The 22887-nt window shown below is 70.9% G+C and carries 20 protein-coding genes; all 20 read left to right on the forward strand.

Going from position 1 to position 22887, the window contains the following annotated elements; translation table 11 throughout:
* The first annotated feature begins 127 nt into the window (after positions 1-127).
* The 20 genes from mqnC (at position 128) to O7619_RS05720 (ending at position 22825) form a co-directional block, all read left to right on the forward strand.
* Positions 128-1318 (forward strand): cyclic dehypoxanthinyl futalosine synthase, encoded by a 1191-nt coding sequence (mqnC, locus tag O7619_RS05625; protein WP_282286143.1) that lies wholly within the window; start codon positions 128-130, stop codon positions 1316-1318.
* A 506-nt stretch (positions 1319-1824) separates the two neighbouring features.
* On the forward strand, positions 1825-3078 hold the full coding sequence (locus tag O7619_RS05630) for a PT domain-containing protein (RefSeq protein WP_282286145.1): 1254 nt from the start codon (positions 1825-1827) through the stop codon (positions 3076-3078).
* Between the two features lie 84 nt (positions 3079-3162).
* The gene (locus O7619_RS05635) at positions 3163-3876 is read left to right on the forward strand and encodes a demethylmenaquinone methyltransferase (RefSeq protein ID WP_282286147.1); all 714 of its coding nucleotides are present in this window, start codon (positions 3163-3165) and stop codon (positions 3874-3876) included.
* Between the two features lie 73 nt (positions 3877-3949).
* Positions 3950-4171 (forward strand): hypothetical protein, encoded by a 222-nt coding sequence (locus tag O7619_RS05640; RefSeq protein ID WP_282286148.1) that lies wholly within the window; start codon positions 3950-3952, stop codon positions 4169-4171.
* A 134-nt stretch (positions 4172-4305) separates the two neighbouring features.
* A complete protein-coding gene (locus O7619_RS05645; RefSeq protein ID WP_282286150.1) occupies positions 4306-5580 on the forward strand; it encodes a geranylgeranyl reductase family protein in 1275 nt (424 codons plus the stop codon).
* A 134-nt stretch (positions 5581-5714) separates the two neighbouring features.
* Positions 5715-6080: an NADH-quinone oxidoreductase subunit A gene (locus O7619_RS05650; RefSeq protein WP_089154551.1), complete on the forward strand. Its 366-nt coding sequence runs from the start codon at positions 5715-5717 to the stop codon at positions 6078-6080.
* A gap of 11 nt (positions 6081-6091) precedes the next feature.
* Entirely contained in the window at positions 6092-6769 is a 678-nt protein-coding gene (locus tag O7619_RS05655) for an NADH-quinone oxidoreductase subunit B (protein WP_281585439.1), read from the forward strand.
* Positions 6766-7503 (forward strand): NADH-quinone oxidoreductase subunit C, encoded by a 738-nt coding sequence (locus tag O7619_RS05660; protein ID WP_282286151.1) that lies wholly within the window; start codon positions 6766-6768, stop codon positions 7501-7503. The genes O7619_RS05655 and O7619_RS05660 overlap by 4 nt, the downstream gene beginning before the upstream one ends.
* A complete protein-coding gene (locus tag O7619_RS05665) occupies positions 7500-8825 on the forward strand; it encodes an NADH-quinone oxidoreductase subunit D (RefSeq protein ID WP_282286152.1) in 1326 nt (441 codons plus the stop codon). Before O7619_RS05660 ends, O7619_RS05665 begins: the two co-directional genes overlap by 4 nt.
* Positions 8822-9757, forward strand: coding sequence for an NADH-quinone oxidoreductase subunit NuoE (nuoE, locus tag O7619_RS05670; protein ID WP_282286153.1), 936 nt, complete (start codon positions 8822-8824; stop codon positions 9755-9757). Before O7619_RS05665 ends, nuoE begins: the two co-directional genes overlap by 4 nt.
* On the forward strand, positions 9754-11073 hold the full coding sequence (gene nuoF / locus O7619_RS05675; protein WP_282286154.1) for an NADH-quinone oxidoreductase subunit NuoF: 1320 nt from the start codon (positions 9754-9756) through the stop codon (positions 11071-11073). The genes nuoE and nuoF overlap by 4 nt, the downstream gene beginning before the upstream one ends.
* The gene (locus tag O7619_RS05680) at positions 11070-13553 is read left to right on the forward strand and encodes an NADH-quinone oxidoreductase subunit G (protein ID WP_282286155.1); all 2484 of its coding nucleotides are present in this window, start codon (positions 11070-11072) and stop codon (positions 13551-13553) included. Before nuoF ends, O7619_RS05680 begins: the two co-directional genes overlap by 4 nt.
* Positions 13550-14905: an NADH-quinone oxidoreductase subunit NuoH gene (gene nuoH, locus O7619_RS05685; protein ID WP_282286156.1), complete on the forward strand. Its 1356-nt coding sequence runs from the start codon at positions 13550-13552 to the stop codon at positions 14903-14905. The genes O7619_RS05680 and nuoH overlap by 4 nt, the downstream gene beginning before the upstream one ends.
* A 1-nt stretch (position 14906) precedes the next feature.
* Complete coding sequence (nuoI, locus tag O7619_RS05690; RefSeq protein WP_282286157.1) at positions 14907-15548, forward strand: NADH-quinone oxidoreductase subunit NuoI; 642 nt, start codon at positions 14907-14909, stop codon at positions 15546-15548.
* On the forward strand, positions 15545-16315 hold the full coding sequence (locus tag O7619_RS05695) for an NADH-quinone oxidoreductase subunit J (RefSeq protein WP_282286159.1): 771 nt from the start codon (positions 15545-15547) through the stop codon (positions 16313-16315). The genes nuoI and O7619_RS05695 overlap by 4 nt, the downstream gene beginning before the upstream one ends.
* Positions 16312-16611: an NADH-quinone oxidoreductase subunit NuoK gene (gene nuoK / locus O7619_RS05700; protein ID WP_089154544.1), complete on the forward strand. Its 300-nt coding sequence runs from the start codon at positions 16312-16314 to the stop codon at positions 16609-16611. Before O7619_RS05695 ends, nuoK begins: the two co-directional genes overlap by 4 nt.
* 10 nt (positions 16612-16621) lie before the next feature.
* Positions 16622-18547: an NADH-quinone oxidoreductase subunit L gene (nuoL, locus tag O7619_RS05705; protein ID WP_282286161.1), complete on the forward strand. Its 1926-nt coding sequence runs from the start codon at positions 16622-16624 to the stop codon at positions 18545-18547.
* Positions 18548-18611: 64 nt separating this feature from the next.
* The gene (locus O7619_RS05710; RefSeq protein WP_282286162.1) at positions 18612-20144 is read left to right on the forward strand and encodes an NADH-quinone oxidoreductase subunit M; all 1533 of its coding nucleotides are present in this window, start codon (positions 18612-18614) and stop codon (positions 20142-20144) included.
* On the forward strand, positions 20141-21694 hold the full coding sequence (gene nuoN / locus O7619_RS05715; RefSeq protein WP_282286163.1) for an NADH-quinone oxidoreductase subunit NuoN: 1554 nt from the start codon (positions 20141-20143) through the stop codon (positions 21692-21694). The genes O7619_RS05710 and nuoN overlap by 4 nt, the downstream gene beginning before the upstream one ends.
* Before the next feature lie 90 nt (positions 21695-21784).
* Positions 21785-22825 (forward strand): polyprenyl synthetase family protein, encoded by a 1041-nt coding sequence (locus O7619_RS05720; protein ID WP_282286164.1) that lies wholly within the window; start codon positions 21785-21787, stop codon positions 22823-22825.
* Positions 22826-22887: the final 62 nt, after the last annotated feature.

A 22887-nucleotide genomic window follows, 5' to 3' on the forward strand; every position in this document is an offset into this window, starting at 1 on the left:
GCGGCGGCCCCGTCCCGGTCATCCGGGGCGGGGCCACCGGCATCCGGGGTGAGCTGCGCCACTGCCCTCCGGGGCCGGGTCAGCGCCCCCGGGATGGCCGCCGCGTCCGGGGCGTACGCTCGATGGCGTGACGGTGAGCCGGGAGATCGACGACATCCTGCAGCGCGGCGCGGACGGCGGGCGGATCACGCCCGAGGAGGCCCTGCTGCTCTACACCGAGGCGCCCTTCCACGCGCTGGGCGAGGCGGCCGACGCGGTACGGCGTCGCCGCTACCCGGACAACATCGTCACCTACCTGATCGACCGCAACATCAACTACACGAACGTCTGCGTGACGGCGTGCAAGTTCTGCGCGTTCTACCGGGCCCCCAAGCACGCCGAGGGCTGGACCCACCCGACCGAGGAGATCCTGCGCCGCTGCGGCGAGGCGGTCGAGCTGGGCGCGACCCAGGTCATGCTCCAGGGCGGGCACCACCCGGACTACGGCGTGGACTACTACGAGGAGCTGTTCTCCTCGGTCAAGCGGGCCTACCCGCAGCTCGCCATCCACTCGATCGGCCCGAGCGAGATCCTGCACATGGCGAAGGTGTCCGGGGTGAGCCTGGACGAGGCCATCGCCCGGATCAAGGCCGCCGGCCTGGACTCGATCGCGGGCGCCGGCGCGGAGATGCTGCCGGACCGGCCGCGTAAGGCGATCGCGCCGCTGAAGGAGTCCGGCGCGCGCTGGCTCGAGGTGATGGAGCTGGCGCACCGGCAGGGCCTGGAGTCGACCGCCACCATGATGATGGGCACCGGCGAGACCAACGCCGAGCGGATCGAGCACCTGCGGATGATCCGCGACGTGCAGGACCGCACCGGCGGGTTCCGGGCGTTCATCCCGTGGACGTACCAGCCGGAGAACAACCACCTGAAGGGTCGGACCCAGGCCACCACGCTGGAATACCTGCGCCTGATCGCGGTCGCCCGCCTGTTCTTCGAGACGGTGCCGCACCTCCAGGCGTCCTGGCTGACCACGGGGAAGGACGCCGGGCAGCTCGCGCTGCACATGGGGGTGGACGACCTCGGCTCGATCATGCTGGAGGAGAACGTCATCTCCTCGGCGGGCGCCCGGCACCGGTCCAACCTGCACGAGCTGATCGGCATGATCCGGTCGGCCGACCGGATCCCGGCCCAGCGGGACACGCTCTACCGCCGGCTCGCGGTGCACCGCACTCCGGCGGACGACCCGAGCGACGACCGCGTGGTCTCGCACTTCTCGTCGATCGCCCTGCCGGGCGGCGGGGCCGGGAAGTCGCTGCCGCTGGTCGAGGTCAACTGACACCGCTCGCGCGTGTCTCCGCACCGTGGGTGACGGTCACCGTTCGGTCGAACGGGCGATGGTTGCTGAGCGAATGGATCCTTCCGGCGGGCCGGTCGACCGGCCTCCGGCAGGGGCGCACGGGAGCAAGAGCGATCAATTCGGGCGATCCTTAAGCGATACTTAGGCGCGCAGGTGAAGAACGTGCCCCGCCCGGGGATGGCGAGGAAGATCGCGGACCGCTAATGTCCCCGGCCATGCGCTTTCCTGCGCCGCCGCCCGGGGTCATCCTGGTGACATCGGGTGACGAGAAGCCGACCGCCTGACGGTCGTCCTCCATCGGCCCATGAGGGCCGTCCACATAACGCACCGCGGCCGGGGCGGGATGGGTGACCATCCCGCCCCTGCTGTCGGTCGAGGTAGGTGGGAATTTCCACCCGCGCATCGGCTGGCGCACCGCCGCGTCGCTCCGGTACCGTCCGTTCGTTCCGTGCGTGATCTGCGCTTCCCTACCCCCCGGGGGAACCATGACCTTCCGTTACCACTCCACACTGGCGCGTGCCGGTGTGGTGGCTCTGCTCTCCACCGCCGGCCTCGGCGCCGTCACCGGACCGGCGCACGCCGCCGGCGAGGCCGATCTCAGCCTCATCCCGCTCAGCTACCAGCTGGCCAAGGGTGTCGACGAGGCCAAGGCCAAGCCGTTCAAGTTCCAGGTGAACAACACCATCGGCACCGTCGACGCGAAGGGCGTCCGGGTCACGGTGGAGACGAAGGGCCTCAAGACCGAAAAGGTCGGCGTGCTGGTCCCGGACGGCTGCACGGTGACGGGGACGGCCTTCTCCTGCCTGCTCGGTGACCTGGCCGCCGGCACCACCGAGGACTTCGGCCTCCCGCTCTTCTCCACCGGCGGCAGGGGCGCGGCGGGCACGCTCACGGTCTCGATCAGCGCGGCCAACGGCGACGGGATCCTGGACTCCGTCGACCACGACATCACCGTCACCGCCCCCGGCTACGACCTCACCACCTGGGTGCAGGACGTGTACGCCGACGTGGACGTGGACGGCGACGAGGCGGGGGAGGCGGACCTCCGCCCGGTCCGGCCGGGCGAGACCGCGCCGCTGGACTGGGCCGTCTTCAACGACGGCAGCAAGAAGGCCACCGGCGTCGGGTACGGGATCACGCTGCCGGCCGGCGTCACCTTCGCCGAGCTGCCCGAGGGGTGCGAGGAGCAGGATCTGGGCGGCGTCGCGCACGCGTACTGCGCGGACCGGGGCGCGGTGCTGAAGCCCGGCCAGTTCTACACCGCCGGCGTGCGGGTGAAGGTCGGCGCGGACGTCACCGAGAAGCTGCTCCGCCCGGGCATCATCTTCGCCTCCGGATTGGACTCCGCCGCCGGGGAACCCGAGGAGGCCCCGCGCGTGGCCAGTTCCGCCCAGCGTCGCGCCTTCTCCGAGGTCGACGACGGCGACAACACCGCCCAGTTCGACGTCTTCGTCGACCCGAGCGCGGAGCCGAGCCCGAGCCCGACGGTCACCCCGACCGCCGAGCCGACCGCGGAGCCGACCCCGAGCGGCAGCGTGACCCCGGTCCCGACCCCGACCACCGGCGGTGGCACCGGCGGCGGTTCCGGTGACGGCGGCCTGCCGGTGACCGGTATGCAGGTGGGCCTGATCGGTGGGATCGGCGCGGTGGTGCTCGCCGCCGGCGCGGCGCTGCTGATGCTGTCCCGGCGTCGCAAGGTCGTCCTGGTCGCGCCGAACGAGGAGCGCACCGAGGACTGACCGCGGACGGGCACGACGGGGGCGGGGTGGGCGACCACCCCGCCCCCGCGCGTACCCGGGTGGCGTGGCTGGCAGAGTGGAGGGGTGAGTAGTCGTTCCCCGCAGGGCCGGCGCGCCAGCCTGGAGAAGCAGCCGCACGAGGTCGCCGCCATGTTCGACGGGGTGGCGGCCCGCTACGACCTGACCAACACCGTGCTCTCGTTCGGGCAGGACCGGTCCTGGCGGCGGGCCACCCGGGCGGCGCTCGGGCTGCGCCCCGGCGAGCGGGTGCTCGACGTGGGCGCCGGCACCGGCGTCTCGACCGAGGAGCTGGCCCACTCCGGGGCGTACGCGGTCGGCGCCGACCTGTCGCTCGGCATGCTGCACGCCGGCAAGCGCACCCGCCCGGCGGTGCCGCTGCTGGCCGGGGACGCGTTGCGACTGCCGTTCGCCGACGCCAGCTTCGACGCGGTGACCATCTCCTTCGCGCTGCGCAACGTGAACGACACCGATGCCGCGCTGCGCGAGCTGGCCCGGGTGACCCGGCCGGGCGGGCGGCTCGTGGTGTGCGAGTTCAGCACCCCGGTCAACCCGGCGTTCCGCACGGTCTACCTGTCGTACCTGATGCGGTCGTTGCCGGCGGTGGCCCGGACGGTGTCCAGCAACCCCGACGCCTACGTCTATCTCGCCGAGTCGATCCGGGCCTGGCCGGACCAGGCCGCCCTGGCGGCGCGGGTCGGCGCGGCCGGCTGGGGCCGGGTGGCGTGGCGCAACCTGACCGGCGGTGTCGTCGCCCTGCACCGTGCGGTCCGGAGCTGACAGTTCGGTCCCATCCGCCTTCTATTTCGTGAATATCGGACTTATCCGCCACGGTCGCCGTAGGCTCGCGGCCATGACGCGATCCGACCACGCCACCGCCACCGACGACGACGCCGCCGAGTTGGTCGCGCAGTTGACGGAGTTGGCCGGCGCGGATCCGGTGGCGGTGCGCCAGGTGGTCGCCGAGGTGCTGGCCGCGCTCGACCGCGCGGCCGGCGGCGCGCTCCGCGACCACCTGCCCGAGACGATCCGCCTCGACGCCGGTCTCGGCCCGGTCGCGCCGGCCCGCCCGTGACCGATCGTCACCCGCTTACCGAACCGTTTCCGGGAAGTTAGGACCCCCTCAGCGCGAAGTGGTGTAACGCCGGTCATAGACTCCAACCCGATCGGCTTGTGAAGCATTTCACGAGCATGCGGGAGGAGGCGCGGATGACCGCGGTGGAGAACGACGCCGACGTCATCGTCGTGGGCGCCGGTCCCGGAGGATCGGCCACGGCATACCACCTGGCACGGCACGGCGTACGGGTGCTGCTGCTGGAGAAGACGGAGTTCCCCCGGGAGAAGGTCTGCGGCGACGGGCTCACCCCCCGCGCCGTGCGGCAGCTCATCCGGATGGGCGTGGACACGTCCCCCGAGGCCGGTTGGTTGCAGAACAAGGGCCTGCGGGTGATCGGCGGCGGGGTGCGCCTGGAGCTGGACTGGCCCGACCTGGCCAGCTTCCCCAACTACGGCCTGGTCCGGACCCGACTCGACTTCGACGACCTGCTCGCCCGGCGAGCCGTCGACGCCGGAGCGACGCTGCGCACCGGCGTCAACGTGCTCGGTCCGGTGCTCGACGCCGACGACCGGGTGACGGGCGTGCAGGCCGAGGTCGGCCCCGGCAAGGAGCCGGCCACCTTCCGCGCGCCGCTCGTGGTCGCCGCGGACGGCGTATCCGGCCGCTTCCCGCTCGCCCTCGGCATGGCCAAGCGGGAGGACCGGCCGATCGGCGTGGCGGTCCGCCGCTACTACCGCTCGCCCGCCAAGCACGACGACGACTACCTGGAGTCGTGGCTCGAGCTGCGGTCCAAGGGCAACGAGGCGCTGCTGCCCGGCTACGGCTGGATCTTCGGCCTCGGCGACGGCCGGGTGAACGTCGGCCTGGGCGTGCTCAACTCCTCGTCGGCCTTCGGCAAGACCAACTACCGGCGGCTGCTCACCGACTGGCTGGCCAACACCCCGGAGGACTGGGGGATGACCGACGAGGCCAACGCGGAGGGGCCGATCCTCGGCGCCGCGCTGCCGATGGGCTTCAACCGGGTCCCGCACTACAGCCGGGGCGTGCTGCTCGTCGGCGACTCCGGCGGCATGGTCAACCCGTTCAACGGCGAGGGCATCGCGTACGCGATGGAGTCCGGTGAGCTGGCCGCGGAGGTCGCCGTGCAGGCGCTCGCCCGCCCGGCCGGCGCCGAGCGGGAGCGGGCGCTGATGGCGTACCCGCAGGAGCTGAAGGCCCGCTTCGGCGGCTACTACCGGCTCGGCGGGATCTTCGTGAAGCTGATCGGCCGCCCCGAGGTGATGCGGATGGCCACGAAGCACGGCATGCCGCACCCGATGCTCATGCGCTTCGTGCTCAAGCTGCTGGCGAACCTGACCGACCCGCGCGGCGGGGACGCGATGGACCGGGTCATCAACGCCATGACGAGGGTGGCGCCGGCCGTGTAGGAGACCACCGGCCCGGGGCCACCGGCCCACGGAGCGGACCGGGATCGACCCCCGCCGACCGCGGTCGGCAGGGACGTGAATAGTGTGATTTTGGCCAACCACCGAGGTCAGGGAAGGACGAGCAGGGGACAACGATGACGCTCTCGCCTTATGCACCCATCATCGGGCTGTTCGCCCTCGCCGCGGGGTTCGCGCTGTTCTCCGTGGCCGCCGCCCGATTCGCCGGCCCCCGGCGTCTGAACAAGGCCAAGCTCGAGGCGTACGAGTGTGGCATCGAGCCGAGCCCGCAGCCGGTCGGCGGCGGCCGGTTCCCGATCAAGTTCTACCTGACGGCGATGCTCTTCATCGTCTTCGACATCGAGATCATCTTCCTCTACCCCTGGGCGGTCTCCTTCGACGCCCTGCCGATCTTCGGCTTCGTGGAGATGGTCATGTTCATCGTCGCGGTCTTCGTCGCCTACGCCTACGTGTGGCGGCGCGGCGGCCTGGACTGGGACTGAGGAGGTAGCAGATGGGCATCGAGGAGAAGCTTCCCTCCGGCGTCCTGCTCACCAGCGTCGAGAAGCTGGTCAACTGGTCGCGGAAGTCGTCCGTCTGGGGCGCCACCTTCGGCCTGGCCTGCTGCGCCATCGAGATGATGGCCGCGGGTGGCCCGCACTACGACATGGGCCGGTGGGGCATGGAGGTCTTCCGCGCCTCGCCCCGGCAGGCCGACCTGATGATCGTGGCCGGCCGGGTCAGCCAGAAGATGGCCCCGGTGCTGCGGCAGATCTACGACCAGATGGCCGAGCCCCGCTGGGTCATCTCGATGGGCGTCTGCGCCAGCAGCGGCGGCATGTTCAACAACTACGCCATCGTGCAGGGCGTGGACCACGTCGTCCCGGTCGACATGTACCTCCCCGGCTGCCCGCCCCGGCCGGAGATGCTCATCGACGCGGTGCTCAAGCTCCGCGAGAAGATCATGTACGAGCCGCTGGGCCCCAACGGCCGCAAGATGCTCGAGGCCCGCAAGGCGCGCGGTGACGTGCCGGTCGTGCCGTACGGCTCGATGCCCTCGTCGTACCGCAACGACAAGGCCCGGCGCGCCGAGTGGACGAAGGCGGTCCGCGAGGGGCGCGAGGAGCAACTGCGGATCGAGAACTGGATGAACGCGCAGAACCACCTCCAGACGCAGGGGGGACCGAAATGACGTCGCCGAACGACAGGAACAACGACGGCGGGGTTCCGGTACCCACCACCCCGGTCGGCGCCAGCGGCACCGCGCCCGCGGAATACCCGCCGGCCAGCCCCGCCGGGCGCGGGATGTTCGGCAACCAGGGCACCGGCGACGTCTCCGGCTACGGCGGCCTGGTCCGCCCGCGCCGGCCGATCGAGGAGGCCGCCCGGCCGTACGGGAGCTACTTCGACGAGGTGCGGGACGCGCTGGAGGAGGCGTACCCGCAGTTCGGTGACGCGATCGAGAAGGTCGTGGTCGACCGGGGCGAGCTGACCCTGCACGTGCGACCGGAGCGGATCGCCGAGGTCTGCCAGGTGATGCGCGACGACCTGTCGCTGCGCTTCGAGCTGTGTTCGTCGGTGTCCGGGGTGGACTACCTGGGCGCCGACGGTCGTCGGTTGCACGTGGTCTACCAGCTCACCTCGATGACCTACCGGCGGCTGGTCCGGTTGGAGGCCGCGGTCTCCGCCGAGGACCCGCACCTGCCGAGCGTCACCGCCGTCTACCCGACCGCCGACTGGCAGGAGCGGGAGACGTACGACATGTTCGGCATCGTCTTCGACGGCCACCCCAACCTGACCCGGATCCTCATGCCGGACGACTGGGAGGGGCACCCGCAGCGCAAGGACTACCCGCTGGGCGGCATCCCGGTGGAGTACAAGGGCGCGGAAATTCCCCCGCCGGACCGGAGGAGGTCGTACCAGTGACGACGTCGAACTACGCGACCGAGCGCGAGACCACCGAGGGCAAGGTCTTCACCGTCACCGGTGGCGACTGGGACCAGGTCGTCTCCGGCACCGACCCGATCAACGACGAGCGGATCGTCGTCAACATGGGCCCCCAGCACCCGTCCACACACGGCGTGCTCCGGCTGATCCTGGAGTTGGAGGGCGAGACGGTCCGCGAGGCCCGCTCGGTCGTCGGCTACCTGCACACCGGCATCGAGAAGAACCTGGAATTCCGCAACTGGGTCCAGGGCTCGACGTTCGTGACCCGGATGGACTACCTCTCGCCGATCTTCAACGAGACGGCGTACGCGCTCGCGGTGGAGAAGCTGCTCGGCGTCACCGACGACATCACCGAGCGGGCCACCACCATCCGGGTGCTGATGATGGAGCTCAACCGGATCTCCTCGCACCTGGTCTGGCTGGCCACCACCGGCATGGAACTGGGCGCGATCAACATGATGTTGTACGGCTTCCGCGAGCGGGAGTACATCCTCGACATCTTCGAGACCATCACCGGCCTGCGGATGAACCACGCCTACGTGCGGCCGGGCGGCGTGGCGCAGGACGTGCCGGACGACGCGATCCGCAAGATCCGCGACTTCCTGGCGTTGATGCCGAAGAAGCTCAAGGAGTACGAGAACCTGCTCTCCGGGCAGCCGATCTGGATCGAGCGCACCACGAACGTCGCGGTGCTCGACACCACCGCCTGCGTGGCGCTCGGCATCACCGGCCCGGTGCTCCGCTCGGCCGGGCTCGCCTGGGACCTGCGCAAGACCATGCCGTACTGCGGCTACGAGACGTACGAGTTCGACGTGCCGACCCACACCGACGGTGACGTGTGGGGCCGCTACCTGGTCCGGCTGGCCGAGATGCGCGAGTCGCTGAAGCTTGTCGAGCAGGCGCTGGACCGGTTGAAGCCGGGCCCGGTGATGGTCTCCGACAAGAAGATCGCCTGGCCGGCGCAGCTCGCCATCGGTGTCGACGGCATGGGCAACTCGCTCGAGCACGTCGCCAAGATCATGGGTCAGTCGATGGAGTCGCTGATCCACCACTTCAAGCTCGTCACCGAGGGTTTCCGGGTCCCGCCGGGCCAGGTGTACGTCGGCATCGAGTCGCCCCGCGGCGAGCTGGGCGTGCACGCGGTGTCCGACGGCGGCACCCGGCCCTACCGGGTGCACTACCGGGAGCCGAGCTTCGTCAACCTCCAGGCCCTGCCGGCGATGGCCGAGGGCGGCCTGATCGCCGACGTGATCGCCGGCGGCGCCTCGCTGGACCCCGTGATGGGTGGTTGTGACCGATGAGCTTTTCCGAAACGACTCGCACCCGGGCGCGGGAGATCATCGCCCGGTACCCGGCGGACCGGTCCCGCTCGGCGCTGCTGCCGCTGCTGCACCTGGTCCAGTCCGAGGAGGGCTACGTCTCCCCGGCCGGCGTCGAGTTCTGCGCCGAGGTGCTCGGGCTGAACAAGGCGCAGGTCGGCGCGGTCGCCACCTTCTACACCATGTACAAGCGCAAGCCCACCGGCGACTACCTGGTCAGCGTCTGCACCAACACCATGTGCGACGTGCTCGGCGGGCAGGTGGTCTACGACACGCTCGCCGAGCACCTGGGCGTCGGGCACGAGGAGACCACCGCCGACGGGAAGATCACCCTGGAGCACGCCGAGTGCCTGGCGGCGTGCGACTACGGCCCGGTGATGACCGTCAACTACGACTTCTTCGACAACGTCGAGCCGCAGGGCGCGCTCGGCGTGGTGCAGGAGTTGCAGGCCGGCGGCCGGCCGATGCCGACCCGGGGCGCCCGGCTCTGCACGCTGAAGGAGATGGCGGTCCAGCTCGCCGGGTTCGCCGACGAGCGGGACGGCGCGGTGGCCGACGGCGGGCCGGGCGAGCCGAGCCTGCGCGGCCTGCGCCTGGCCGAGCAGCACGGCGTCGCGGTGCCGGGCTACGACCCGAAGACGCCGATCCGCAGCAAGGCCGAGGCCGACCGGGCCGCCGCCGAGGCGAAGGCAAAGGCCGAGGCCGAGAAGGAGAAGCCGGCCCCCGCCCCGGAGCCCCGCGACGCGCGGGCGGCGGAGGCGGCCGGCGTGGCGGCCAACCGGCCGGCCGGCGACGGCAAGCCCGCCGGCGACGACGCCGACGCGCAGAAGCGCAACCTCAAGGACGCCGAGGCCGGTACGGACGCGGACGGCGCCGAACCGGCGGAAGCGAACGGAACGGGGGTCCGCAAGTGACCACGCCTCGACCGGAGACGCTGGCCAAGCTCACGCCGGTGCTCACGAAGCGCTGGCTGTCGCCGGACGCCTGGCGGCTCGGCACCTACGAGAAGCTGGACGGCTACGCCGCCCTGCGCAAGGCGCTCAAGGCGCACCCGGACGACCTGATCCAGTTGATCAAGGATTCGGGGCTGCGCGGCCGGGGTGGCGCGGGCTTCCCCACCGGTCTGAAGTGGGGCTTCATCCCGCAGGGCGACGGCAAGCCGCACTACCTGGTGGTGAACGCCGACGAGGGCGAGCCGGGCACCTGTAAGGACCTGCCGCTGATGACCCACGACCCGCACTCGCTCGTCGAGGGCGTCATCATCGCCTCGTACGCGATCCGGGCCAACCGGGCGTACATCTACATCCGGGGCGAGGCCGTGCACGCCGCCCGCCGGCTGCGCAGCGCGGTCGCCGAGGCGTACGCCAAGGGTTATCTCGGCCGCAACATCCTCGGCTCGAAGTTCGACCTGGAGCTGGTGGTGCACTCCGGCGCCGGGGCGTACATCTGCGGTGAGGAGACCGCGCTGCTGGACTCGCTGGAGGGCTTCCGCGGCCAGCCCCGGCTGCGCCCGCCGTTCCCGGCGACCCACGGCCTGTACGCCAGCCCGACCGTGGTGAACAACGTCGGCACCATCGCCAGCGTGCCGTACATCGTGCTGGGTGGCGCGGACTGGTGGAAGACCATGGGCACGGAGAAGTCGTCCGGTCCGATGATCTACTCGCTGTCCGGCCGGATCGCCGAGCCGGGCCAGTACGAGGCGTCGATGGGCATCACGCTGCGCGAGCTGATCGAGCTGGCCGGCGGGATGAAGCCCGGGCACGAGCTGAAGTTCTGGACCCCGGGCGGCTCCTCGACGCCGCTGCTCACCGCCGAGCACCTGGACGTGCCGCTGGACTTCGAGGGGGTGGCGGCGGCCGGCTCGATCCTGGGCACCACGGCCACCCAGATCTTCTCCGACCAGGACTGCCCGGTGTACGCGACCTACCGGTGGCTGGAGTTCTATCACCACGAGTCGTGCGGCAAGTGCACCCCGTGCCGTGAGGGCAACTACTGGATGGTCCGGGTCTACCGGCGCATCCTCGCCGGCCAGGGCACCCACGAGGACCTGGACACCCTGCTCGACACCTGCGACAACATCCTCGGCCGCTCGTTCTGCGGCCTGGGTGACGGTGCGACCAGCTCGGTGACCTCGTCGCTGAAGTACTTCAAGCAGGACTACCTCGACTACATCGAGGGACGTACCGCACCGAAGCTGTCGGACAAGCAGCTGGTGGGAGCCCACTCATGACGGACGTAGCCAAGCAGACCGAGACCGTCACGCTGACCATCGACGGGGTCGAGGTCACCGCGCCCAAGGGAACGCTGCTGATCCGGGTCGCCGAGCAGATGGGCACCGAGATCCCGCGCTTCTGCGACCACCCGCTGCTGGCCCCGGCCGGCGCCTGCCGGCAGTGCCTGGTGGAGGTGGAGGGCCAGCGCAAGCCGGTCGCCTCCTGCACCCAGACGGTCGCCGACGGGATGGTGGTGCGGACCCAGCTCACCTCGCCGGTCGCGAAGAAGGCCCAGGAGGGGGTGATGGAGCTGCTGCTCCTCAACCACCCCCTGGACTGCCCGATGTGCGACAAGGGCGGCGAGTGCCCGCTCCAGAACCAGGCGATGTCCACCGGCCGGACGGACTCGCGGTTCCACGAGCACAAGCGGGAGTACCCGAAGCCGCTGCCGATCAGCACCCAGGTGCTGCTCGACCGCGAGCGGTGCGTGCTCTGCCAGCGGTGCACCCGGTTCTCCGAGGAGATCGCCGGCGACAAGTTCATCGACCTGATGGGACGCTCCTCGCACGAGGAGATCAACATCTACCGGGACGACGCCTACGGGGAGGAGGGCGACGAGGGGGATGTGCCCTTCAACTCGTACTTCTCCGGCAACACCGTGCAGATCTGCCCGGTCGGCGCGCTGACCGGCTCGCAGTACCGGTTCCGGTCCCGCCCGTTCGACCTGGTCTCCTCGCCGAGCGTCTGCGAGCACTGCTCGGCCGGCTGTGCCCAGCGCACCGACTGGCGGCGGGGCAAGGTGCTGCGCCGGCTGGCCGGCGACGACCCGGCGGTCAACGAGGAGTGGAACTGCGACAAGGGCCGCTGGGGCTTCCAGTACGCTCGCGCGTTCGACCGGCTCACCACCCCGCTGGTGCGGGACGAGAAGACCGGTGAGCTGCGCGAGGCGTCCTGGAGCGAGGCGTTCACCCGGGCCGCCGAGGGGCTGCGTGCGGCCCGCGACGGCGCGACCGGCACGGCGGTGCTCACCGGCGGCCGGCTCACCGTCGAGGACGCCTACGCCTACGCGAAGTTCGCCCGGGTCGCCCTGCACACCAACGACATCGACTTCCGGGCCCGCCCGGTCTCCCGCGAGGAGGCCGACTTCCTGGCCAGCAACGTCGCCGGGGTCACCGACGTGACCTACGCGGACGTGGAGGACGCGCCCGCGGTGGTGCTCGTCGGCCTGGAGCCGGAGGAGGAGTGCCCGATCCTCTTCCTGCGGCTGCGCAAGGCGTACCTGAAGAACAAGCTCACGGTGTACGCGATCGCGCCGTTCGCCACCCGCGGCCTGGAGAAGCTCGGGGCGAAGCTGGCCCGGGTGGTGCCGGGCGAGGAGGCGAGCGTGCTGGCCGAGCACGCCACCGTCGCCGAGGCGCTGGGCCAGCCCGGCGCGATCCTGATCGTCGGCGAGCGGCTGGGCGCGGTGCCCGGCGGCCTGTCCGCCGCGGCGGACGTGGCCCGGCGTACCGGCGCCCGGCTGGCCTGGGTGCCGCGGCGCGCGGGTGACCGCGGCGCGGTCGACGCGGGCTGCCTGCCCAACCTGCTGCCCGGCGGCCGGGTGGTCACCGAGCCGGCGGCCCGCGCGGAGCTGGGCGAGGCGTGGGACCTGCCGGCCGGGGTGATCCCGAGCCAGGCCGGCCGCGACACCGACGGCATCCTCGCCGCGGCGGCCGACGGCAAGCTCGGCGCCCTGGTGGTGGCCGGGGTGGACCCGGCCGACCTGGCCGACCCGCGCCGGGCCGAGGCGGCCCTGGACGCGGTGCCGTTCCTGGTCAGCCTGGAGCTGCGGATGAGCGCGGTGGCGCGGCGCGCCGACGTGGTCTTCCCGGTCGCCCCGGTGGTCGAGAAGGCCGGCAGCTTCCTCGACTGGGAGGGCCGGCTGCGCACGTTCGAGCGGGTGCTGGAGACCGGCGCGATGACCGACAGCCGGGTGCTCGACGCGATCGCCGCGCAGCTCGACGTGCGGCTCGGCGCCGGGGACGTGACGAGCGTGCGCCGGGAGCTGGGCGCGTTGCCGCGTACCCGGATGGACCGGCCGTCCGCGCCCTCGGTCGAGCCGGCGGCCGTGCCGCAGCCCGGCCCGGGCGAGGCCGTGCTGGCGACCTGGCACCAGCTCGTCGACCTGGGCAGCCTCACCGACGGCGACGAGCACCTCGCCGGCACCGCCCGCCCGCCGGTGGTCCGGCTGGGCAAGGGCACCGCCGAGGCGCTCGGCGTGGCCGACGGCGACCCGGTCACGGTCGGCACCGACCGCGGCGCGGTCACCCTGCCGGCGGCGATCACCGAGATGCCGGACGGCGTCGTCTGGCTGCCGACCAACTCACCCGGCTCGACCGTGCGGCGCAGCCTCGGCGCGACGTCCGGTCATGTCGTGACGGTGACCGCGGCGCCTGTCGCCGCGGACGCCGCCGCGCGGCCGGGTCCGCTCCTCAACGCAGGGGGTGCAACCCAGTGAACGCGGTCTACCTCGCGGCGCAGGACCCGACGCTTGCGGACTTCGGCAAGGACCCGTGGTGGCTGGTCCTCGGGAAGATCGTTTTCGCGTTCGCCTTCGGCCTGCTGGCCACGCTGCTCGGCGTCTGGTTCGAGCGGCGGGTGGTCGGCCGGATGGCGGTCCGGCCCGGCCCGAACCAGGTCGGCCCGTTCGGCCTGCTCCAGACGCTCGCCGACGGCCTGAAGATGGCGTTCAAGGAGGACATCCTCCCGCGCGCCGCCGACAAGGTGGTCTTCTTCTTCGCGCCGACCATCTCGGTGATCTCCGCGGTCACCGCGCTGTCGGTGATCCCGTTCGGCCCGAGCGTGAGCATCTTCGGACACTGGACGCCGCTCCAGGTCACCGACGTGCCGGTGGCGGTGCTGGTGATCCTGGCCTGCTCGTCGATGGGCGTCTACGGCGTCGTGCTCGGCGGCTGGGCCTCCGGCTCGACGTACCCGCTGCTCGGCGGCCTCCGCTCCAGCGCCCAGATGATCTCCTACGAGGTCGCCATGGGGCTCAGCATCGTGGCGGTGTTCATGACCGCCGGCACGATGTCGACGAGCGGGATCGTCGCCGCGCAGGGTGACGGCACCCGGTTGAGCCTCGGCGGGTTCGAGCTGCCCACCCCGGGCTGGTACGCGATCCTGCTGCTGCCCAGCTTCATCATCTTCTTCATCGCCATGGTCGGCGAGACCAACCGGGCGCCGTTCGACCTGCCGGAGGCGGAGTCGGAGCTGGTCGCCGGCTTCATGACCGAATACAGCTCGCTGAAGTTCGCGCTCTTCATGCTCTCCGAGTACGTGGCCATGGTGAGCATGTCCGCGGTCACCACCACGCTGTTCCTCGGCGGCTGGCGGGCCCCCTGGCCGATCACGCTGTGGGCGGGCGCCAACGACGGTTGGTGGCCGATGCTGTGGTTCTTCGGCAAGGTGATCCTGCTGGTCTTCGTGTTCGTCTGGTTGCGGGGCACGCTGCCCCGACTCCGGTACGACCAGTTCATGCGCTTCGGCTGGAAGGTGCTGCTGCCGATCAACCTGGTCTGGATCCTGGTGCTCGCCGGGCTCCGCTCGATCGAGGACTGGCAGACGAACGACCGGCTGCTCGTCACCGCCATCGGCGCGGGCGTGCTGCTGCTGGCCACGCTCTTCTGGCCGAGCCGGAAGAAGCAGCCGAAGCCGTCGCTCCAGGAGCAGGCGGACAGCCGGCCGTACGGCAGCTTCCCGCTGCCACCGATGGATCTTCAGGTTCCGCCGAGCCCGCGCACCAGGCGTGTGGTCGCCGAGCGGGAGCCGGCGAACGTCGTCGCCGGCTCCGAGTCCAGGGAGGTGTGACGTGGGCGCGATCACCGGAACGTTCAAGGGCTTCGGGGTCACCTTCTCGCACATGTTCAAGAAGGTCGTCACCACCGACTACCCGTTCAAGCCGCCGGTCTCGGCGCCGCGCTACCACGGGCGGCACATCCTCAACCGGCACCCGGACGGGCTGGAGAAGTGCATCGGCTGCGAGCTGTGCGCCTGGGCCTGCCCGGCCGACGCGATCTACGTGGAGGGCGGCGACAACACCGAGGAGCAGCGCTTCTCCCCGGGTGAGCGGTACGCCAGCAACTACCAGATCAACTACGCCCGGTGCATCTTCTGCGGGCTCTGCATCGAGGCCTGCCCGACCCGTTCGCTGACCATGAGCAACGAGTACGAGCTGGCCCGGGACAACCGGCAGGACCTGATCTTCACGAAGGAGCAGTTGCTCGCGCCGCTGCTCGAAGGCATGGAGCAGCCGCCGCACCCGATGCGGCTGGGCGACAGCGAGAAGGACTACTACGTCGGCGCGCTCACCAACCCGGGCACCTCGGCCGGCGCCGAGCACTCGCCGATGGGCCCGGGCCGGTACCAGGTGGAGGAGCACCCCGGCGTGACCTTCCCCGGCGCCGAGCAGGCCGCGCAGCGGTCCGAGGCGGGCAAGGGAGCAGGGGCATGACCAGTTCTACGGTGCTCGCCGCGGCGGGCCAGGTGTCCGGGGGTGAGGAGGTCACCTTCTGGATCCTCGCCCCGCTGGCCCTGATCGGGGCGCTCGGCATGGTGTGGGCCCGCAACGCGGTGCACTCCGCGCTCTGGCTGGTGCTGACCATGCTCTGCCTGGGCGTGTTCTACGTGCTCCAGGCCGGGCCGTTCATCGGCATGGTGCAGATCATCGTCTACACCGGCGCGATCATGATGCTCTTCCTGTTCGTGCTGATGCTCGTCGGGCGGGACGCGTCCGACTCGCTGATCGAGACGCTGCGCGGCCAGCGGGTCGCCGCGGTGGTGCTCGGGCTCGGCTTCGCCGGCCTGGTCGGCACGGGGCTCTACCGCGCGCTGAACGGCGTGCCGGCGGTCGGGCTCGACCAGGCGAACGCCGAGGGCAACGTGCAGGGCATCGCCCGGCTGCTCTTCACCAAGTACGTCTTCGCCTTCGAGCTGACCTCGGCGTTGCTGATCACGGCCGCGGTCGGCGCGATGGTGCTGGCGCACGTGGAGCGGCGCAAGGAGGACCGGATGGACCAGGTCGCCACCATGAAGGCGCGGTTCCGGCCGGGCAACTACCCCGGCCCGAAGCCCGGCCCGGGCGTCTTCGCCACCTCCTCCTCGGTGTCGACGCCGGCCCGCCTGCCGGACGGCCGGCTGACCGACCGCGGCATCTCGGAGGTCATGCCGGTGCGCGAGCTGACGGCCGAGGAGACCGCACTGAAGGGTACGGACAAATGACGCCGGACTACTACCTGATCCTCGCGGCGGTGCTGTTCACCATCGGCGCCGTCGGCGTGCTGGTCCGGCGCAACGCGATCGTGCTGTTCATGTGCGTCGAGCTGATGCTCAACGCGGCCAACCTGACCCTGGTCACGTTCAGCCGGATCAACGGCGACCTGAACGGCCAGATCATGGCGTTCTTCGTGATGGTGGTGGCGGCGGCCGAGGTCGTGGTCGGGCTCGCGATCATCATGGCGATCTTCCGGACCCGGCGCTCGGCCAGCGTCGACGACGCCAACCTGCTGAAGTACTGAGGGGTCTGCGGTGGAACAGACTGTGGAATTCGCTACTGCGGATGGCCTGCTGGGCAGCGTCTGGCTGCTGGTGGCGATCCCGCTGGTCAGCGCGGCGGTCCTGCTGCTGCTCGGCAGGCGGGCCGACCGCTGGGGCCACTGGCTGGGCGTGGCCGCCATCGGCGCCGCGTTCGTGCTCGGGCTGACCTACTTCTTCCAGCTTCGCGGCCTGGAGAACAAGCAGGTCCAGTCGAGCCTCTGGCAGTTCATCACGGTCGGCGACCTGAAGGTGGACTTCGGTCTGCTCTTCGACCCGCTGGCCGCGGTGTTCGTCCTGCTGATCACCGGGGTGGGCTTCCTGATCCACCTCTACGCCGTGGAGTACATGGCGCACGACGAGGGCCGGCGGCGGTTCTTCGGCTACTTCAACCTGTTCGTCGCCGCGATGCTGCTGCTGGTGCTCGGCAACAACTACGTGATGCTCTACTTCGGCTGGGAGGGCGTCGGCCTGGCGTCGTACCTGCTGATCTCCTTCTGGTACGGGCGGCCGAGCGCGGCCACCGCCGGCAAGAAGGCGTTCCTGATGAACCGGTTCGGCGACGCCGGCCTGGCCATCGGCATCTTCGTCATGTTCGCCATGCTCGGCACCACGCAGTACGACGAGGTGTTCAACGGGGTCGGCTCGCTGACCTCCACCACGGTGCTGGTGCTCGGTCTGCTGCTGCTCCTGGGCGCCGCCGGCAAGTCCGGCCAGTTCCCGCTCCAGGCGTGGCTGCCGGACGCGATGGAGGGCCCGACCCCGGTCTCCGCGCTCATCCACGCGGCCACCATGGTCACCGCGGGCGTCTACCTGATCGCCCGCTCCAACCCGATCTTCTCGGCCAACGAGACGCTCCAGCTCGTGGTGGTCAGCGTCGGCGCGCTCACCCTGCTGATGGGTTGCGTCATCGGCGCCGCCAAGGACGACATCAAGCGGGTGCTGGCCTGGTCCACGGTCAGCCAGATCGGCTACATGTTCCTCGGCGTCGGGCTCGGCGGGGCGGCGTACGCGCTCGCCATCGTGCACCTGCTGGCGCACGGCTTCTTCAAGGCCAACATGTTCCTCGGCGCCGGCTCGGTCATGCACGGCATGAACGACCAGGTGGACATCCGCCGCTTCGGCAACCTGTCGAAGTACATGAAGGTCACCTGGCTGACGTTCATGATGGGTTGGCTGGCCATCATCGGCATGTTCCCCTTCTCCGGCTTCTTCTCCAAGGAGCCGATCATCGTGGCCGCCTTCGAGCGGGAGGGCTGGACGGCCTGGCTGTTCGGCATGGCGGCGCTGATCGGCGCCGGGCTCACCGCGTTCTACATGACCCGGCTGTTCGTGCTCACCTTCCACGGGCCGGCCCGCTGGACCGAGGACATCGAGCACCCGCACGAGTCGCCGAAGCTGATGACGGTCCCGCTGATCCTGCTGGCGATCGGCTCGGTCGGCGCGGGCTTCCTGCTCTCCACGTCCGTGCCGGACTGGCTGGAGGCGACCGCCGGTCTGGGCGGCCAGGAGGAGGGCCACGAGGCGGTCCTCGCGCACTGGGTGATCACCGTGCTCTCGCTGCTGCTCACCGTGCTCGGCGCCGGGCTGGCCTGGTTCCTGTTCCGCAGCGGCACGGCCACCGAGCCGCAGCCGGCCGGCGTGGCGGTCACCGCCGCCCGCCGGAACCTCTACACGGACGCCTTCAACGAGGCGGTCTTCGAGAAGCCGGGCATCTTCCTCACCCGGGCGCTCGTGTTCCTCGACAACCGGGGCGTCGACGGGCTGGTCAACGGCCTCGCCGCCGCGGTGGGCGGGGGCTCGGGCCGGCTCCGGCGGCTCCAGACCGGCTTCGTGCGGTCGTACGCGACCTCGATCCTGACCGGCGCGCTGCTCGTGGTGGCGGCCTTCCTGGCGGTGCAGGCGGGGTGGCTGGCGTGATCGACCTCAACGCGGCCACCCCCGCCGGTGGACCACGCAGTCACGACGGAGGTAAGGCCGAATAATGTCCAACTTCCCGTTCCTCTCGGTGCTGACCGTGGCGCCGCTGGTCGGCGCCCTGGTGGTGGCACTACTGCCACGTAGCCGGCCGGACCTGGCCAAGCTGGTGGCGTTCGGCTGGTCGCTGCTGGTGCTGGTGCTCTCGGTGGTGATGTGGTTCGCCTTCTCCGCCGGCGGTGACCGGTTCCAGTTCCGCGAGTCGTACGCGTGGATCCCGAACTGGGGTGTGCGGTTCACCTTCGAGGTCGACGGCATCGCGCTCGTCATGCTGATGCTGATCGCGATCCTGGTGCCGCTGGTGATCCTCGCGTCGTGGCACGACGCCGAGTCGTCGAAGCGTTCGGTGCCCGTCTACTTCGCGCTGCTGCTCGTCCTCGAGTGCACGATGATCGGCGTCTTCGCCGCGTCCGACGTCTTCCTGTTCTACGTGTTCTTCGAGGTCATGCTGGTCCCGATGTACTTCCTGATCGGCAGCTACGGCGGCCACCAGCGGCAGTACGCGGCGGTGAAGTTCTTCCTCTACTCGCTCGTCGGCGGCCTGTTCATGCTCGCCGCGGTGATCGGACTCTGGGTGGTCGGCGGGAAGACCTTCGACTGGCAGGCGCTGAGCCAGGCGGAGTTCGCCACGAACACGGCCCGCTGGCTGTTCCTCGGCTTCTTCCTCGCCTTCGCGATCAAGGCGCCGTTCTTCCCGTTCCACACCTGGCTGCCGGACGCCGGTGGCGCGGCTCCGGCCGGCGCGGCTGCGCTGCTCGTCGGCGTGCTGGACAAGGTCGGCACGTTCGGGATCCTGCGCTACTGCCTGCCGCTGTTCCCGGAGGCGTCGCGCTGGTTCGCGCCGTGGGCGCTGGCGCTCGGCGTGATCGGCATCATCTACGCCGCGTTGCTGGCGGTCGGGCAGAAGGACCTGAAGCGGCTGGTGTCGTACACCTCGATCGCGCACTTCGGGTTCATCGGCGTCGGCATCTTCGCCTTCACCACCCAGGCCGGCACCGGCGCGGTGCTCTACATGCTCAACCACGGGCTGGCGACCGGCCTGCTCTTCCTGGTGGTCGGCATGCTCATCGCCCGGCGCGGCTCGTCGCTGATCAGCGACTTCGGTGGCGCGGGCAAGCTGGTGCCGGTGCTGGCCGGCGTGCTTTTCTTCGCCGGTCTCGCCTCGCTGGCGCTGCCCGGCACCGCGCCGTTCGTGTCCGAGTTCCTGGTGCTGATCGGCACGTTCACCGTCAACAAGCCGGTCGCGGTGATCGCCACCGTCGGCATCATCCTGGCGGCGGCGTACGTGCTGTGGATGGTGCAGCGCACCACCCAGGGCACGCTGAACCCGGCGCTGGCCGAGTCCGAGGGCATGCGTCGGGACCTCAGCCTGCGCGAGAAGGTCGTGGTGGCGCCGTTGATCGCGCTGATCGTGCTGCTCGGCTTCTATCCCAAGCCGGTCACCGATGTCATCAACCCCGCCGTCCAGGCGACCATGCAGGACGTCGGCAAGTCCGATCCCGCCCCTGAGGTCGGCAGCGTCCAGGAGGCGTCGAAGTGAGTGAACTGAAGCTGCCGTCGATCGACTACGCGGCGCTCGCTCCCATTCTGATCATGTTGGGCGTCGCCCTGCTGGGCGTCCTGGTCGAGGCGTTCGTGCCGCGTCGCCTGCGCAACACGGTGCAGCTCGCGCTCGCCCTGGTGGCGGTGCTCGGCGCGATCACCATGGTGATCCTGAACGCGGACGACCGGCTGATCACCGCCGGCGGCGCGCTGGCGGTGGACGGGCCGACGCTCTTCCTCCAGGGCGCCATCCTGGTCCTGGCCGCGATGGCGCTGCTGCTCGTCGGTGAGCGCACGGTGGAGCGGGGCGGCGCGTTCGTGGCGCACGCCGCGGTCACCGCCGAGTCGCCGGAGGACCGGAAGCAGGCCGAGGGCGTGGGCGGGACCACCGAGGTCTACCCGCTGATGACGTTCGCGATCGGCGGCATGCTGATCTTCGTGGCGGCGAACGACCTGCTGACCATGTTCATCTCGCTCGAGGTCTTCTCACTGCCGCTGTACCTGCTCTGCGCGCTGGCCCGTCGCCGGCGGCTGCTGAGCCAGGAGGCGGCGATGAAGTACTTCCTGCTCGGCGCGTACGCTTCGGCGTTCTTCCTGTTCGGCGTCGCCCTGATCTACGGCTTCACCGCCGGGATCCCGGGTCGCGGCGCGGGCGTCGACTTCGCCACCGTGCACGCCGCGGTCGGTGAGTCCGTGTCCAGCCAGGTGCTGCTCTTCGCCGGCATGGCGCTGCTCGCCATCGGCCTGCTGTTCAAGGCCGCCGCCGCGCCGTTCCACGTGTGGACGCCCGACGTCTACCAGGGCGCGCCGACGCCGGTGACCGGCTTCATGGCCGCCTGCACCAAGGTCGCCGCGTTCGGCGCGCTGCTGCGCGTGTTCCACGTCGCGTTCGCCGGGGCGTCCTGGGACTTCACCCCGGTGATCGGCGTGGTGGCGGTGCTGACCATGCTGGTCGGCGCCGTGCTGGCGGTGACCCAGACGGACATCAAGCGGCTGCTGGCATACTCGTCGATCGCGAACGCCGGCTACCTGCTGGTGGGCGTGCTGGCCCCGAGCCGGGAGGGACTCTCCGGCACGATGTTCTACCTGGCCGCGTACGGCTTCTCGGTGCTCGCCGCGTTCGCCGTGGTGACGCTGGTGCGGGACGCCGACGGCGAGGCCACCCACCTGTCCCGCTGGGCCGGGCTGGGCCGCCGCTCGCCGTTCTTCGCGGCGATCTTCACGTTCATCCTGCTGGCCTTCGCCGGCATCCCGCTCACCAGCGGGTTCACCAGCAAGTTCGCGGTCTTCGGTCCGGCGCTGGAGGCGAACCAGGCCTGGCTGGTGATCGCGGGCGTGCTGACCAGCATGGTGCTGGCCTTCCCGTACCTGCGGGTCGTGGTGATGATGTGGCTCTCCGAGCCGGGTGAGGCGACCCCGACGGTGACCGTGCCGGGCGCGCTCACCTCGGCGGCGCTCGTCATCGGCGTGCTCGCCACGCTGGTCCTCGGCGTGGTCCCCGGCCCGCTGCTCGACCTCACCACGGGCGCGGCCGAATTCGTCAGATGACAGAGGCGGTTCCACCCGGGGGCCGGCACGCCGTGGCGTGCCGGCCCCCGGTCCGTATCCCCCTCACCGGGCAGGTCGAACGGGTGTGGCATGGTTGAAGACGTGGTGAACCCGGCTGGCGAGCATTCAGGTCAGTTCGGCGCGCTCGGCCTGCACCTCGCCGACCCGCGCGTCGAAGCCTCCGTGCTGGGCGTGCTCGACCGGGTCGAGACGGAGCTGCGGGCGAGCGTGGCCAGCGCGGACCCGTTGGTGACCGACGCGGCCCGGCACCTGCTCGAGGCCGGCGGCAAGCGGTTCCGCCCGCTGCTGGTGGCGTTGTGCGCCCAGTTCGGCGACCCGGACACCGCTCAGGTCGTGCCGGCGGCCGTGGTGATGGAGCTCACCCACCTGGCGACGCTCTACCACGACGACGTGATGGACGAGGCTGCCGTGCGGCGGGGCGCGCCGAGCGCCAACTCCCGCTGGACCAACTCGGTGGCGATCCTGGTCGGTGACTATCTCTTCGCCCGGGCCGCGGACGTCGCGGCCGACCTGGGCCCGGAGGCGGTACGACTTCAGGCGCGCACCTTCGCCCGCCTGGTGCACGGCCAGATCGCCGAGACGGTCGGCCCGCGGGACACCGATCCGGTCGCCCACTATCTGCACGTGATCGCCGAGAAGACCGGTTCGTTGATCGCCACCTCGGCCCGGTTCGGCGGCATGTTCGGCGGTGCGCCCGCCGCCCACGTCGAGGCCCTGGCCGGGTACGGCGAGATCATCGGCGTGGCCTTCCAGCTCTCCGACGACCTGCTGGACATCGCCAGCGAGTCGGTGCAGTCCGGCAAGACACCCGGCACGGACCTGCGGGAGGGCGTGCCCACCCTGCCGGTGCTCTACGCGCTGGCGAGCGACGACCTGGACGCGGCGAGTGTGCGCCTGCGGGAGATCCTGGCCACCGGCCCGCTCGTCGACGACGCGCTGCACGCCGAGGCGCTCATCCTGCTCCGCGAGTCCCCGGCGCTCAAGCGGGCCCGGGAGACGGTCCGCAGCTACGCCGAGGACGCCCGCGCCCGCCTGACCCCGCTGCCCGACTCCCCCGCGCGCCGCGCCCTGGAGTCCCTCTGCGACTACATAGCCGACCGCACCAGCTAACCCCCACCCCCACCCGGGTGATCATGAAGTTGTTGTCACCTCGCCCGGCGTGTCGCGGCAAT

The organism is Micromonospora sp. WMMD998 (assembly GCF_029581235.1).
Lineage (GTDB): Bacteria > Actinomycetota > Actinomycetes > Mycobacteriales > Micromonosporaceae > Micromonospora.

Excerpts from the sequence above, each read along its gene's own strand:
- O7619_RS05680 (WP_282286155.1), top strand. The coding sequence starts at position 11,070 with ATGACGGACGTAGCCAAGCAGACCGAGACCGTCACGCTGACCATCGAC.
- O7619_RS05710 (WP_282286162.1), top strand. The coding sequence starts at position 18,612 with ATGTCCAACTTCCCGTTCCTCTCGGTGCTGACCGTGGCGCCGCTGGTC.
- O7619_RS05645 (WP_282286150.1), top strand. The coding sequence starts at position 4,306 with ATGACCGCGGTGGAGAACGACGCCGACGTCATCGTCGTGGGCGCCGGT.
- O7619_RS05640 (WP_282286148.1), top strand. The coding sequence starts at position 3,950 with ATGACGCGATCCGACCACGCCACCGCCACCGACGACGACGCCGCCGAG.
- O7619_RS05650 (WP_089154551.1), top strand. The coding sequence starts at position 5,715 with ATGACGCTCTCGCCTTATGCACCCATCATCGGGCTGTTCGCCCTCGCC.
- O7619_RS05695 (WP_282286159.1), top strand. The coding sequence starts at position 15,545 with ATGACCAGTTCTACGGTGCTCGCCGCGGCGGGCCAGGTGTCCGGGGGT.
- O7619_RS05630 (WP_282286145.1), top strand. The coding sequence starts at position 1,825 with ATGACCTTCCGTTACCACTCCACACTGGCGCGTGCCGGTGTGGTGGCT.
- O7619_RS05660 (WP_282286151.1), top strand. The coding sequence starts at position 6,766 with ATGACGTCGCCGAACGACAGGAACAACGACGGCGGGGTTCCGGTACCC.
- O7619_RS05720 (WP_282286164.1), top strand. The coding sequence starts at position 21,785 with ATGGTTGAAGACGTGGTGAACCCGGCTGGCGAGCATTCAGGTCAGTTC.
- O7619_RS05655 (WP_281585439.1), top strand. The coding sequence starts at position 6,092 with ATGGGCATCGAGGAGAAGCTTCCCTCCGGCGTCCTGCTCACCAGCGTC.
- nuoK (WP_089154544.1), top strand. The coding sequence starts at position 16,312 with ATGACGCCGGACTACTACCTGATCCTCGCGGCGGTGCTGTTCACCATC.
- nuoE (WP_282286153.1), top strand. The coding sequence starts at position 8,822 with ATGAGCTTTTCCGAAACGACTCGCACCCGGGCGCGGGAGATCATCGCC.